13 protein-coding genes are annotated in these 14,420 nt (G+C 40.6%); 11 read left to right on the top strand and 2 right to left on the bottom strand.

The genetic code is table 11. The features are described 5' to 3' along the window. Positions 1 to 93: 93 nt before the first annotated feature. From glyQ to LG375_RS04460, 4 genes are all read left to right on the top strand, one after another. Complete coding sequence (glyQ, locus tag LG375_RS04475) at positions 94 to 1,011, top strand: glycine--tRNA ligase subunit alpha (RefSeq protein ID WP_048676176.1); 918 nt, start codon at positions 94 to 96, stop codon at positions 1,009 to 1,011. Between the two features lie 282 nt (positions 1,012 to 1,293). Then, positions 1,294 to 3,330 (top strand): glycine--tRNA ligase subunit beta, encoded by a 2,037-nt coding sequence (glyS, locus tag LG375_RS04470; protein ID WP_225745379.1) that lies wholly within the window; start codon positions 1,294 to 1,296, stop codon positions 3,328 to 3,330. A 33-nt stretch (positions 3,331 to 3,363) separates the two neighbouring features. Beyond that, a complete protein-coding gene (locus tag LG375_RS04465) occupies positions 3,364 to 3,621 on the top strand; it encodes a DUF896 family protein (RefSeq protein WP_064524819.1) in 258 nt (85 codons plus the stop codon). A 175-nt stretch (positions 3,622 to 3,796) separates the two neighbouring features. Next, positions 3,797 to 5,188 carry an amino acid permease gene (locus LG375_RS04460; RefSeq protein WP_070438773.1) on the top strand — a complete coding sequence of 464 codons (1,392 nt, stop codon included), beginning with the start codon at positions 3,797 to 3,799 and terminating at the stop codon, positions 5,186 to 5,188. Between the two features lie 69 nt (positions 5,189 to 5,257). Here the strand turns inward: LG375_RS04460 and LG375_RS04455 are convergent, their stop codons facing one another. Further along, complete coding sequence (locus tag LG375_RS04455) at positions 5,258 to 5,893, bottom strand: hypothetical protein (RefSeq protein WP_013990993.1); 636 nt, start codon at positions 5,891 to 5,893, stop codon at positions 5,258 to 5,260. Positions 5,894 to 6,199: 306 nt separating this feature from the next. Between LG375_RS04455 and LG375_RS04450 the strand changes: the two genes are divergently transcribed. Next, the gene (locus LG375_RS04450; protein WP_037599652.1) at positions 6,200 to 8,101 is read left to right on the top strand and encodes a beta-glucoside-specific PTS transporter subunit IIABC; all 1,902 of its coding nucleotides are present in this window, start codon (positions 6,200 to 6,202) and stop codon (positions 8,099 to 8,101) included. A 36-nt stretch (positions 8,102 to 8,137) separates the two neighbouring features. On the opposite strand, the gene LG375_RS04445 is transcribed toward LG375_RS04450, so the two are convergent. Next, complete coding sequence (locus tag LG375_RS04445) at positions 8,138 to 8,896, bottom strand: peptidylprolyl isomerase (protein WP_225745378.1); 759 nt, start codon at positions 8,894 to 8,896, stop codon at positions 8,138 to 8,140. Between the two features lie 287 nt (positions 8,897 to 9,183). Here LG375_RS04445 and LG375_RS04440 point away from each other — a divergent pair, with 287 nt between their 5' ends. From LG375_RS04440 to LG375_RS04415, 6 genes are all read left to right on the top strand, one after another. Then, positions 9,184 to 10,551 (top strand): hypothetical protein, encoded by a 1,368-nt coding sequence (locus LG375_RS04440; protein WP_037599657.1) that lies wholly within the window; start codon positions 9,184 to 9,186, stop codon positions 10,549 to 10,551. Positions 10,552 to 10,606: 55 nt separating this feature from the next. Next, positions 10,607 to 11,392, top strand: coding sequence for a hypothetical protein (locus LG375_RS04435; protein ID WP_037599658.1), 786 nt, complete (start codon positions 10,607 to 10,609; stop codon positions 11,390 to 11,392). Between the two features lie 397 nt (positions 11,393 to 11,789). Then, complete coding sequence (locus LG375_RS04430) at positions 11,790 to 12,026, top strand: hypothetical protein (protein ID WP_037599660.1); 237 nt, start codon at positions 11,790 to 11,792, stop codon at positions 12,024 to 12,026. Between the two features lie 21 nt (positions 12,027 to 12,047). Continuing rightward, positions 12,048 to 12,515: a helix-turn-helix transcriptional regulator gene (locus tag LG375_RS04425; RefSeq protein WP_037599662.1), complete on the top strand. Its 468-nt coding sequence runs from the start codon at positions 12,048 to 12,050 to the stop codon at positions 12,513 to 12,515. 85 nt (positions 12,516 to 12,600) lie between these two features. Continuing rightward, a complete protein-coding gene (locus LG375_RS04420; RefSeq protein WP_048790465.1) occupies positions 12,601 to 12,930 on the top strand; it encodes a hypothetical protein in 330 nt (109 codons plus the stop codon). Between the two features lie 218 nt (positions 12,931 to 13,148). Continuing rightward, complete coding sequence (locus tag LG375_RS04415) at positions 13,149 to 14,387, top strand: CD20-like domain-containing protein (protein WP_225745377.1); 1,239 nt, start codon at positions 13,149 to 13,151, stop codon at positions 14,385 to 14,387. The last annotated feature ends 33 nt before the right edge of the window (positions 14,388 to 14,420 follow it).

Genomic DNA, 14,420 nt, shown 5'->3' with positions numbered 1-14,420 from the left:
GAATATTTATGTGGGAAAAACTATAGAAATCAATTAGATTCTATTGTTGAAAATAGAGGCTTAAAAAAAAAACAAAATAACCAGGAGAAAACAATGTCTAAAAAACTAACCTTCCAAGAAATTATTTTGACTTTGCAACAATACTGGAATGACCAGGGTTGTATGCTCATGCAGGCTTATGATAATGAAAAAGGTGCGGGAACAATGAGTCCTTACACTTTCCTTCGTGCCATTGGTCCTGAGCCATGGAATGCGGCTTATGTAGAGCCATCTCGTCGTCCAGCTGATGGACGTTACGGGGAAAACCCAAACCGTCTTTACCAACACCACCAGTTCCAAGTGGTTATGAAACCATCACCATCAAACATCCAAGAACTCTACCTTGAGTCATTGGAAAAATTGGGTATCAATCCTTTGGAACACGATATCCGTTTCGTTGAAGATAACTGGGAAAACCCATCAACTGGTTCAGCTGGTCTTGGTTGGGAAGTTTGGCTTGATGGTATGGAAATCACTCAGTTCACCTACTTCCAACAAGTTGGGGGATTGGCAACTGGTCCGGTAACTTCTGAGGTCACTTACGGATTGGAACGTTTGGCTTCTTACATCCAAGAGGTAGATTCTGTTTACGATATTGAGTGGGCTCCAGGCGTTAAATACGGAGAAATCTTCCTTCAACCAGAATATGAACACTCAAAATACAGCTTTGAAGTTTCTGACCAAGATATGCTTCTTGAAAACTTCGAAAAATTTGAAAAAGAAGCAGGACGTGCTTTGGAATTGGGTCTTGTTCACCCAGCCTATGATTACGTTTTGAAATGTTCACACACTTTCAACTTGCTTGATGCTCGTGGAGCAGTATCCGTTACAGAACGTGCCGGTTATATCGCCCGCATCCGTAACTTGGCCCGTGTCGTAGCCAAAACCTTCGTCGCAGAACGCAAGAAACTCGGTTACCCACTTCTTGACGAAGACACACGCGCCAAACTCCTAGCAGAAGAGGAAGAATAAAAAAGAGTTACAAGAATGGAAAATGGGCAAACAAAGTGAGCCCACATGGCTACCTAGAGGCAAGTCGAAGACTTGCTAAAGGGATAGGCGCCGCCGTACTGGTATATGGGGATTTTTGAAACGTTAGGTTCAAAAATCAGTTAGCTAAATCCACTTTGATGAGACTGTTGGAAATCTATGTCAAGGAGACACCAGATTTCCTTACAGCCTCACAAAGTTAGTTAGCAACGTCCCCAGTACCTAAGGCGCCTATCAAAAAAAGAATTTTGTAAAGGAAGAAACATGACAAAAAACTTATTAGTAGAACTTGGACTTGAAGAGTTGCCAGCCTACGTTGTCACACCAAGTGAAAAACAACTCGGGGAGAAAATGGCAGCCTTCTTGGATGACAACCGTCTCTCATACGAAAGCATTCAAACCTTCTCAACACCACGCCGTTTGGCAGTCCGTGTGATTGGTTTGGCTGATCAACAATCCGATTTGACCGAAGATTTTAAAGGCCCTTCTAAGAAAATCGCTTTGGATGCAGAAGGTAACTTCTCAAAAGCGGCGCAAGGATTTGTCCGTGGGAAAGGCTTGACTGTTGACGATATCGAATTCCGTGAAGTCAAAGGTGAAGAGTACGTTTATGTTACTAAACACGAAGCTGGAAAACCTGCTAAAGAAGTTTTGGTTGGCGTTCCAGAAGTGCTTGCTTCATTGACTTTCCCTGTCAGCATGCACTGGGCTAACAACACATTTGAATACATTCGCCCAGTTCACACCTTGACAGTTCTTTTGGGCGACGAAGCGCTTGACCTTGACTTCTTGGATATCAAGTCAGGTCGTGTGAGTCGTGGACATCGTTTCCTTGGACATGAAGTGGAAATTACCAATGCGGATTCTTATGAGGAAGACCTTCGTACTGTTTACGTGATTGCGGATAGCAAAGAACGTGAAAACATGATTCGTGAGCAAATCAAAGCTATCGAAGCAGAACAAGGTGTTCAAGTCCAAATCGAAGAAGGACTTTTGAATGAAGTCTTGAACTTGGTCGAATACCCAACTGCATTTATGGGAAGTTTCGATACTAAGTATTTGGACGTTCCAGAAGAAGTCTTGGTGACATCAATGGAAACGCACCAACGTTACTTTGTTGTACGTGACCTTGACGGTAAGCTTAAACCAAACTTCATCTCAGTCCGTAATGGTAACGCTGAGCACTTGGAAAATGTTATCCGAGGAAATGAAAAAGTATTGGTGGCACGTCTTGAAGATGGTGAATTCTTCTGGCGTGAAGACCAAAAACTTAAGATTGAAGACCTGGTTGCTAAATTGGCTAACGTAACCTTCCATGAAAAAATCGGTTCCCTCTCAGAACACATGGCCCGTGCTGGTGTCATTGCCGCTTCCTTGGCTGAGCAAGCTGGTTTGACTGCCGAAGAAACGGCAGCCGTAGCGCGTGCAGCTGAAATCTATAAATTTGACCTCTTGACTGGTATGGTCGGAGAGTTCGATGAATTGCAAGGAATCATGGGTGAAAAATACGCCCTCCTTGCTGGTGAGGATGCTGCGGTTGCGACAGCTATCCGTGAGCACTACCTTCCTGATTCAGCAGATGGTGCCCTTCCAGAGACTAAGGTTGGTGCTATCCTTGCGCTTGCAGATAAATTGGATACCCTCCTTTCCTTCTTCTCAGTTGGCTTGATTCCATCAGGTTCAAATGACCCTTATGCGCTTCGTCGTGCAACACAAGGGATTGTTCGTATCTTGGATGCTTTTGGTTGGCACATCCCTATGGATGAGTTGATCGACAGCCTTTACGCCCTTTCATTTGATAGTCTTTCTTATGACAATCAAGCAGAAGTCATCAACTTTATCAAAGCGCGTGTGGATAAGATGATGGGACGCACATCTAAAGATATCAAGGAAGCCGTTCTTGCTGGTTCAAACTTTGTCGTGGCAGATATGCTTGAAGCTGCTGACGCCCTCTCAGAAGCTGCTAAGGCTGAGGGTTACAAGGCGGCTGTTGAATCACTCTCACGTGCCTTCAACTTGGCAGAAAAAGCAGATGCTTCAGTAGCAGTCGATGCCAGTCTCTTTGAAAATGATCAAGAAAAAGCCCTTTCTAAAGCAATTGAAGAGCTTGAATTGACTGGTTCAGCTAGTGACAAATTGGCTCAGCTCTTTGCTCTTAGCCCAGTCATCGATGCCTTCTTTGACAATACCATGGTTATGGCAGAAGATGAGGCTGTTAAAAACAACCGTTTGGCCCTTCTTTCGGGTCTTGTGGCTAAAGCCAAAGCTGTTGCAGCCTTTAATCAATTGAATACAAAATAAGTACCTGTTGACAGGTAGAAGGTAGGTTTTATTATGACACCTGAAAAAATTGCTCGTATCAATGAGCTTGCCAAAAAGAAAAAAACAGAAGGCTTGACTCCAGAAGAAGCAGTGGAGCAAGCAAAACTTCGTGAAGAATACATTGAGGGCTATCGTCGCTCAGTTCGTCACCATATCGAAGGAATTAAAGTGGTTGACGAAGAGGGTAACGATGTGACACCTGAAAAACTACGTCAAATACAACGTGAAAAAGGTTTGCATGGCCGTAGCCTCGATGATCCTGAATCATAATAACGATGAACAAGGGTAAGGGTTTGGAATTTTTCCAAGCCCTTGTTTTGAAGTATAAAATTCTGAATATTCTGTATAAAAATTGACCAATTATTTCAAAAATGGTAAAATATAAGTTATGTTAAAAAATGGCATGATTCAATGAGTCGTGCTCAATAGAATTGGAGTGAAAAAAATGTCGCAAAAGCAACATCATAAAGACGACGACAACCAGACTGAGAATGGGATGGTGCGTGGTCTTCAAAACCGTCACGTCCAGCTGATTGCCATCGCTGGTACGATCGGTACAGGTCTCTTCCTCGGGGCAGGGCGTTCTCTCTCCCTAACAGGACCTTCAATCATCTTAGTATATATACTAACTGGTATCTTCATGTATCTTATGATGCGAGCGATCGGTGAGATGCTCTATATGGATCCTGACCAGCACACCTTTATCAACTTTATTACCAAATACCTTGGTAAGGGCTGGGGATTCTTCTCGGGTTGGTCTTACTGGGTATCACTGATATTCCTCGGGATGGCAGAAATTACGGCCGTATCAACTTATGTCCAATATTGGTTCCCAAGTTGGCCTGCCTGGCAGATTCAGATTGTCTTCTTGCTTATCCTGAGCTCGGTTAACCTGATTGCGGTTAAGATTTTCGGGGAAGTTGAGTTTTGGTTTGGGATGATCAAGATTATCACCATTCTTGCTCTTATCGCAACAGGTATCTTCATGGTAGCAACCAACTTTGAAACGCCTGCTGGACATGCTAGCCTTGCCAATATTACACACGGCTTCCAGATGTTTCCTAAAGGTTGGGTAAGCTTTGTTATGACCTTCCAAATGGTCTTCTTTGCCTATCAAGCCATCGAATTTGTAGGGATTACAACTTCTGAGACAGCGAATCCACGTAAGGTCTTACCAAAGGCAATAAAGGAGATTCCGATTCGTATTGTCATCTTCTATGTGGGTGCCCTCATTGCCCTCATGGCTATCTTCCCATGGCAAAAACTTCCAGTTAATGAATCACCGTTCGTAACGGTCTTCCAAATGGCTGGTATCAAGTGGGCAGCAGCCTTCATTAACTTTGTTGTCTTGACAGCAGCGGCTTCATCATTGAACTCAACACTTTACTCTACAGGTCGTCACCTCTTCCAAATTGCTAAGGAAACACCAAATAGTAAAGTCATGAAAGCTTTGAAGCTAGATACTTTGTCACGTAATGGTATTCCTTCACGTGCCATCATTGTTTCAGCCATTGTGGTATGTGTTTCAGCCTTCATCAATGTCTTGCCTGGTGTATCTGATGCCTTTGCTTTGATTACCGCATCATCATCAGGGGTCTACATCGCTATCTATATCTTGACCATGCTTGCTCATCTCAAGTACCGTAAATCTCAAGAGTTCATGGCAGATGGCTTCCTTATGCCAGCCTACAAGATTCTCAATCCATTGACTATCCTTTTCTTTATCTTCGTCTTTGTTTGTCTCTTCTTGCAAAAGTCAACAGTTGTCGGAGCTATTGGGGCAGCCATCTGGATTGTGGTATTTAGTATCTATAGTAACTGGAAACATAGTAAATAAATCAATCTAGCTCACCTTTATGGTGAGTTTTTTGTTGCAAAAAAGGACACAAGGTGTCCCAGTTATTAGTTATGCAATACTTTCTTGATTTCCGTGGTGAAAGAAGCCACCTAAGAGGCCTTTGCTACGATGAAAAATAGCAGGCTTATGATCGTTGTGTGAACGACCATTAACATCAAGTTTAGCCCATTCAAGAGCCTGGTAGGCATTTCGGTCTGAAACTGTAGATGTCCCAATATAGCTATAAATACCTGCCTGAGCAAGAATAAACCCTTGTAGTTGACGAATATGCTCATCATTGAGTGCTTCAGAAAAATGGATTTTAACTGTCTTATAAGTCAAGGCTTGGACAGACTCAACGATAGGTGATTCTGCTAGGAGGTGCAAAAGTTCTTGATGCTTAGTAAAGTACTTATCATAGTCCATTGGAAGAATAATAGTATGGGCAATCCAATCTTCCAAGTTGGCTTTGGCTTTCTTACTGAGACCTTTTGCTGTGATACTGAGATTATCTATATTGAAAGGAAGCTGGTCGATGTGAGCAGTGTTCGAACCATATGCCTTTCTGAAAAGCGGTGTACTTGATAGAATATGTCCAGTAGGGGAAATAATAGCCAAGGCAGTTTCCTTGGTTTGGTAACCAAGCTTGTGGCATTCCATGCTAGCGTATGTATCTTTAAATTCAATAATTGCTCTTGTTTTCATCGTGTAACTCTCTTTCTGTTAGTTTATAAACTAACAATAGTTTATCATGACTTATGCTCTTGGTCAAGAATTTACCTCGAAAAACAAAAAACAATTATGTAAGGGTTTGCAAAAATGTTTGGACTCTGATAAGATAGAACCATAGCAAAAGGATTGTTACTGGTCAGCAGGCAAAACCTAGATAAATACGAAAAACTAATGGGAGTAGTGTATGCTTATCCCAATTGGTTCTTGGTATTTATTTAGGTTTTTTTCGTTGAAAAAGCCTCAAAGAAAACTAGAATCCTAGACAAGAAAGGAGCCCTTATGGCTAAATATACTGAATTAGCTGAGGACATTCTCAAACACGTTGGTGGCAAGGAAAATGTCAATAGCTTGAAACACTGTGTGACACGTTTGCGTTTTGATTTGAAAGATGAATCTAAAGCAGATGATGACTACCTTAAGAACCGTGACGGAGTTGTTACGGTGGTTAAGGCAGGTGGACAATATCAGGTGGTTATTGGTAACCATGTGCCTGACGTCTATGCGGAAGTCCTCCAAGTTGGTGGTCTTCCAGCAGGTGGAAGTCTTGATCTCGATGAAGGGGATGCACCTAAGGGAAATCTCTTTGACCGCTTTGTATCTATGGTCTCTAGTATTTTCCAACCCTTCCTTGGTCCATTGGCTGCGGCCGGGATTATCAAAGGGGTAGTCGCTATCATGGCGGCATGTGGCCTGTCAGCTGCGACAAGTCCTATGTATGTTATCTTGAATGCGGCGGGAGATGGTTTCTTCCAGTTCTTGCCAATCTTGATTGCCTTGACATCTGCTCGTCGTTTCAAGGTTAATGAGTTTACAGCTATTGCGATTGCAGGAGCACTTGTCTACCCAGATATTGCTACAGCGGTAGCAGCGCTTCAAAAGGCTGGCCATGGTCATGTTCTAGGAGCCATTCCATTTACGCTTCCAGCAGGGGGCTACCTCTCAACTGTAATGCCTTCTATCTTGGCCATCTGGGTAGCTTCTCACATTCAAAAATTCTTTACTAAGATTATCCCAGATGTCATTAAAGTCTTTGCGGTACCTTTCTTTACATTACTCATTACTGTCCCATTGACATTCTTGGTGGTAGGACCAGTTGCTAATACTTTCTCTGATGGATTGACAAGCCTTTTCCAAGCAATCATGAACTTTAGTCCGATTGTCTTTGGTCTTATACTCGGTATCTCGTGGCAAGTCTTGGTTATGTTCGGAATGCACTGGGCGCTTGTTCCCCTTGCTATCCTAGATGTGGCAACAAACGGAAGTTCTATTATTCTTTCGGCAGCTATTCTTCCATGTTTCACGCAAACAGGTGTGTTGGGAGCTATCATGCTTAAAACGAAAGAAGAAAAAGTCCGTACCATCTCTATGCCAGCCTTCATTTCATCTATTTTTGGGGTTACAGAACCTGCTATCTATGGGGTAACCCTTCCAATGAAAACGCCATTCTACATTTCATGTGGTGTTTCAGGACTTATGGGGGCTGCCATGATGGCCCTAGATATTAAGACGTATTCAATAGGTGGTCTGGGTGTCTTTGTCTTCCCAAGCCTTATTGGGCCTGACGGTAACCTTTCTAAAGTTATCTTTGCCATTATTATTGCCATTGTGGGTGGTGTTCTTGCCTTCCTCATCCAACTTTTTGTCCGAGTACCAAATCTATACGGTGGTGGGGCAGCTAAGGTTGAGGAAAAAGCTGAAGAAGCTGCACCCGCTCCTAAGGAAATTCAACAAGAAATTATTGCGAGCCCACTTATCGGGAATGTTGTCCCACTTGACCAAGTTCCTGACCAAGTCTTTGCCTCAGGAGCTATGGGTAAAGGTATCGCTATTGACCCTACTGATGGGGTAGTTGTCGCACCAGCTAAGGCAACTGTTAATTTAGTCTTCCCTACTGGTCATGCGATTGGTTTGACAACTGAAAATGGTGCAGAGCTTCTCATTCATATTGGTATGGACACTGTTTCTCTTGCTGGTAAAGGTTTCAAGACCTATGTGGAAGCAGGTGAAGTCGTAGAAGCAGGACAGAAACTTATAGAATTTGACCTAGCAACTATCCGAGATGCTAAATTACCAGTTATCACGCCAGTCATTGTGACCAATACAGCTGACTTTAATGATGTCTTAACGACTAAAGAAGCTCGTGTTAACACTGGCGACTATCTCCTCACTGCTGTTAAATAAAAAAGAAATCCGAGAATCAACTTCTCGGATTTTTGTTTATTTGAATTTGTAGTCTTTCACAACTTCAACGGAATTAACCGTTACATTTTCTTTTGGTTTGCTGTTGTCATCGACTTCAAGGTTTGCAATGGTATCAACGACATCCATGCCTTTGATGACTTGTCCAAAGACAGTATATTTGGTATCACCAGCTGGGTAACCACCTTTTTTGTAGGCGTCAATGATAGGTTTTGGATAGCCAGCATTTCCTAGTTGCTTGCTTTGATCGTCCTTGTTTTGAACAATGTAGAATTGGCTGCCATTTGAATTCTTAGCACCAGTATTGGCCATAGCAAGTGCGCCACGGATGTTGTAGAGGAATGGTGTAGGCTCAACAGCGAAACCTTTCTTCCAGATAGATTCTCCGCCAGTACCGTCATCCTTAGGGTCACCACTTTGAATCATGAAGTCCTTGATGACACGGTGGAAGGTAAGACCATCATAGTATTTGTCCTTGGCATGTTTCAAGAAGTTTTCAGAAGCCTTTGGAGCAAGTGTAGGGAAGAGTTTGACTGTGATATCACCCTTTGAAGTGTGGAGGATAACTTCAGCTTCGTCCTTACCGACCTTGTCAGACAACTGTGGAAAGGCATCTTTTCCAGATTTTTGGGCTTTTTCTAATTGTTTAGTGAATATCTTATTATCAACATAAGCATCTCCACGAACGACGCGTGCGATGTTCTCACGAAAGGCAAAACCTAGGCCTGCGATAACAAGTACAATAATTAATGGAATGTACTTTTTAATGTTTTTCATATATAACTCCTTTGGTGCATTATACCTACTATTGTAGCAGAAAAAAACCTTTTGGGAAACGGTTAACAGAGGTCTTTAAATATGGTAGAATGGAACTATCAACAAGAAAATGAACATGGGACTAGATATAGGGAAAGGTTGCCTCAGGCTAAAAAGTGAGGGCTGACTTTTGGAAGGACGCATGCTACTTGCTCTTATCAGAGATAGGTGTCTAAATTCTAACTATAGAAAACTTCGCTAAGCTGAAGGGGCCTCTTGTTTGGATTTCTTGAAAAAAGGAGATTTTTATGTCAACTAAAGCAGAATGGGCTGAACTCTTTGAGTCGGTACACGGGCGTAAGCCTAGCCCCCAAGAATTTTTGGATGCTAAAGCAGCTGACTTTGATACAAGTGCTTTGGCTGCTCAAGCAGCATCTGTAGAAGCACCAGCTAATGAACCTGTCGCTGAAGAAGTAGCTCCAGAACCAGTTGCTACTGAAGAAGTCACAGAACAAGATGACATCGCAGATGTAGCTGAAACAGCTGAGGATGCCGTCGCAGAACAAGCAAGCAGTGAATCACCATTTGGTGCAGAAGCTTTCTCAGAAGCACCTGTGCAACAACCAACACCACAATTTGATTCAAGCATGTTTGAAAAGGCACCTATCTCATCAGCTCAAGGATTTGGAACAGTTCCTAATCCAGCAGCAGCTGGCTCAGCAGATAAACCTCTTTTCAATCTTATCTTGCCAATCGTTGCGATTGCACTTTCAGTAATCTTTGCAGTCTTGGCATGGTTTGTAGGTCCTGCTTGGCTCTTCATCATCTTGACAGTCCTCGCAGTTGCGGTGGCAGTTGTTTCACTTGTCTTTAGCCTTAAATCAAGCAAGAAATTGCTTTCAATCATTGCAACAGGTGTTGCTGGTCTCATGCTCTTTGTGTCTATTGGTGGTTTGATTTTCCAAATCTCTCAAAACGCTAGTGATAACACAAGCTCAAGCAAGACATCAAAAGTTGCTGATAAAGACGATGATGCTGACAAGAAAAATGATGACAGCGATTCAAAATCTGACTCTAAATCTGATTCAAAAGGTGATAGCACTGACGTCAACGATTACATTGACAAAAATGCTAAATTTGACTGGAATGAATCTAAGTTCCAGAAATTGAAAGTCGGTAAAGATACCGTTAAGTCTATCATCAAGACTTATGGTAAGGCTTCTGATGCACAAATCTCTGGCGATGAGATGAAGTTGAACTACTCTGGTAAAGACTATGGTGAAAGTGTTTACCTAACCTTTACGAAACAATATGATGGTACATTTATCTTGTCATATGCTTCAGGTAGATTCCCTCAAGATAAGGTAGAAGTTGATAAGTCTTATAAAGCTGACTGGACAAAAGAACAGTTTGATGCTCTCAATAAGGGGGATTACACTGATCCATCAAACGGTACAAAACTTGAAGATGTCGTTAAGGATCACCCTAAAGCTTCAAGTGCAGAATACACGATTTCAACATCTCGTCAAGGTGAATTCAAAAAAGAAATGACTATTTCTTATAGTGATTATAAGGCTGAAGATGGCAAACTCAAGAGTGTTTACTTGTCATTTGATACCAAAGAAGGTGAAGATACATTCTACCTTACTTATAAATCAGGTCCAGATGAGGATTAATTAAGGGACAGGAGGGGAAACCTTCCTTTTTTTTCTTGATAAAAGGAGAAAGCTATTGAAATTCTTAAATTATACATTCGAGCAAAGTCAGTCTCTTGTCACTAAGGAGACCGTAGAAAAGCTCAATCAAAAAGGAAGCTGGAAACGATTTATTGGCTTGTTAATCACTTCAATTGTTATTTATTTCTTCTCCATTGCTATGCCCATGTTTATAAAAGGATTGACAGTTGATCAAAATCCAACATTTTCTTGGATTCAGTGGCCAGTCATTCTCTTGTATGTAGTCATGTATCTGATCTATCTTTTCTTTTCAATAAAGTACAGAAGAAGCCCGATGAAACTAAAATTCTGCACCTACTTTTATATGGTCGTCTTACTCGCTATCTTTACAGTATGTGCTGGTATAATGATGATGACACGACGAAATATTGTCAGTATACTATCGGGGGCTATGTTTCTTCTGTCCATTTATTATTTGATTCGAACGGTTCCCCGTAAACTGAGAGAAGCCGTTCAAAATCAGACAGAGTTTAGCCCTATGGTAGCTCTTGTAACCGAAAAAATTTCAGATGGCTTGGTCTTTTTAGGAGGAACGGGGATTACAGCTGGACTGGTACTGTTTGACCGCTCTACCGGGAGCGACATCAGAGGGAGTATTGATGCAGTTTTGATGCCCCTAATGCCTGCTATTTTTGTCTTTGCGACTTATGTCTTTTCCATTGATTTGCTACGAGGCTATTACCTCTTCAAATACTCCGAGCGATATAGAGAGCAGTTTGGCTACTCAGCTAAGGACTGGTATGGCGAGAAGTCGAAGGAGTATAGGAGGATGCAGGGGTAAGGTGCATAGAGAAGACCAACAGGTTTTGAAGTTAATTATAAGATTGATGGAAACGTAATAAAGATGATTAAAGTTAATGAAAGTGTAACTACAAAAGTAGAAGCTTCAAAAATATGAAGGTCGTAGTCCAACGTTTTGGTCTCGAAGACAAACAAAAGTTTATGAAAATATAGACTTTAAAATAGTACAGCTTAATTATTATAAAATTTCACTGTCTTTAGATTCTAATGTACTGCCATTTCGTACTTTTAAGAGGTAATATTCTCCTCGTTGCGTAATGACTTGGAGCGTTGCATCCTAGTTTCTAAGGACGTTGCGCATATTTTACTATTCGTTGCGTGCTTTTAGTCATGGGTCTTGATAAATTTAAAGTAACAAATCTGAGGAGGTATTCTTAATGTTACAATTTATTAAGAAAAACAAAACTAATTTTATATGGGTGCTTGCTTTTGGATTAATGGGGTTGATACTGAAACCTTTAGTTAATTTATTGGTCAGTTTATCAAACAAATATCCGTGGGTTACGAGAATGTTATTGTTTCTATTACTCGTTGCTACTTACTTTATTTATAAACTTCCTCTCTATATAATATTAATAGCAATTTTGTTGATAGAGCCTTTTATCGAAGAATAGAAATAAGCTAGGGGTATTAAAATGGACATTGCTACGTTGATTAAAGAATATAGAACTAAAACAGGTATGACTCAGCAAGAACTTGCAGATAAAGTATTTGTTACTCGTCAGACGATTTCTAAATGGGAATTAGGAAAAAGTGAACCTGATAATGTTTCACTGGAACTATTATTTAAAGAGATGAATATTGAAAAAGAATCTCAAAAAGGCATTAAAGCTAATTTAATTAGCAGAAAAAATATTTTACTTACAATCATTGCCGTTTTATTCTCTCCATCGATACTTATCATTAGACTATTGGTACTTAAAATAGGCAAGATAGAAAATAAAAGATTAGTCATTTTGATCAATACCTTTCTCTTTATAATAATTGGCATTTATCTGAAGAGTTTAAAGGATAATGTATACTTTGGTTTCTTGGGAATCATTGCAATTGCTTATAGCCTTTATAGTTTTTATAAGCTTAGTTTGGAGATTAAAAAAGACTAGATACATAGCTATACATTTAAATATAAAAACTAGTCTTACTAATACTAGACTGTATATATGTGCAAGATTTCTAAAGGATGAAGTTATGTCAGTAATCTACTCAAAAGTAAAAATGTCAAATAATATTTTTGAAGCTTGTAAATTGGTAAGAAACTTTATGACTATACCAATTAGTGAGATAAAAAATAGGATTCAAAAGGGAGAAGTTTTATTAGAATGTAATTATCTAGATTTAGAGGAATTGATAAAAATGAGGACCCTCCTAGAAAGTCTTGAAACATTAGGTGCTCAAATATATTTATATGAAGGAGATTACGAGGTAAGTATGGAATTCCTTAGTAATACAATCGAGTCATATAAGGGTATTGCTGAAGATAGAGAAAAGATAGATGAATTGATGTTTTCTGATGAGTAATAAATAAACCATAATGTGAACTGCCCCCAAAAAGTGTGATAGAGAAAATCTAACTTTTGGGTGCAGTTTCTTTTCTTCTTCCATCCATTTTCATGAGATGGCTTGTCACTTAAGCACCTAAGGTAGTCTCAAAAAATTCTCTCTTATATCCGATTTTATTTTCATAAGACGAGATTAAAGTATGATAAAATAAAGAAAAAGAGATAAAGGAGTCAGCTATGGCAACTAGAGAAGAATGGGTGCGTCACTTTGAGGACGTCAATGGACGTAAACCAAGTCCTGAGGAGTTTATGGAAGCTAAGAAAGAGGGTTTTGTCATTGCTTCGGAGGAACCAAGTGCCCAAGTGTCTGAGCAGGTTGAGGCTAAGCAGGTGGATAGTTCTGAAGCTACTGAAGAGGTGACAGCTGACTCAGTAGCAGATACGCAACCAGAAGAGGCTCAGGTGGCATTAGAGGAGGAAGCTCCTAAGCCAATGCCTGAGTTGAATATGGAGAAAGAGCAAGAAAAAGAAACTCCAAAGGCAAGTCAGATACCTTTGGAAAACCCTTATTACAAGCCCAAAGTAACCAAGAACAATGCTTTTGTTAATATTGCTTTGCCAATCATTATCCTAGTTTTGGGGATTCTATTTGTCATTTTGTCTTGGACACTTCCAATCGGTTTCATCTTTACCTTCCTTGCTTTCTTCCTTATCATTTTGGCTATTGTGACTTTGGTTTTGAGTCTGAAATCGACACGCAAGGCACTATCTATTATTGCCCTAGTCATGTCAATCATCTTCTTCATGACTTCGCTTGCTGGAGCAGGTTATCAAGCGGTGAAATATGTCATGAACCATGCTGAACAGTTCCAAAGTGACGGTCGCAACAGAGCTTATCAGTACATTGACGAGAATTATAAGTTTAACTGGACTGAGGATCAGTTTAAGGAGTTGAAGGTTGGTACTTTGACATTGGATGAGGTCTTGGACGCTCACGGTAAGGCGACTGATGCCGAGTATAGTGATGCTTACGAGAAAGATAAACCAGATTTGCTAGACCTCACCTATAGAAAAGAAAACACAGATGGAAACAACTATGTGCGTTTGACTTTTGAGAAAAAAGACGGTGTCTATGTTTTGAAATCTGCCTCAGCAACCTTCGACTATGATAAGGTCAAAGAAGTCGATGACTATCATAGCAACTGGACAAAAGATGACTATGAAAAGTTGTCTGTAGGTACACAAGCTGATTTGCTTAAGGGGACACGACTTTCTGAAGTGGTTGAAAAACACCCAGAGGCTAGCTTCACTTATCATGAAATGACACAAACTGAACAGGGCGATCTCACTCAGTCAGTGAGTCTTAGCTACCGTGATTATAATCCAGAAAGTGGTAAGGTAGATACTGTTCGTTTGACCTTTGACTATGACAAACGTGAAAACGAGTACTTCTTGACAGATAAATCAGACGAATAGGACTACTTTGTTAGTCATTCAAGCTCAGGGTTG

It is taken from the genome of Streptococcus sp. Marseille-Q3604 (genome assembly GCF_916619785.1).
In the GTDB taxonomy this organism is placed as follows: Bacteria; Bacillota; Bacilli; order Lactobacillales; family Streptococcaceae; genus Streptococcus.
This window is presented reverse-complemented; position numbering and strand designations above follow the sequence as displayed.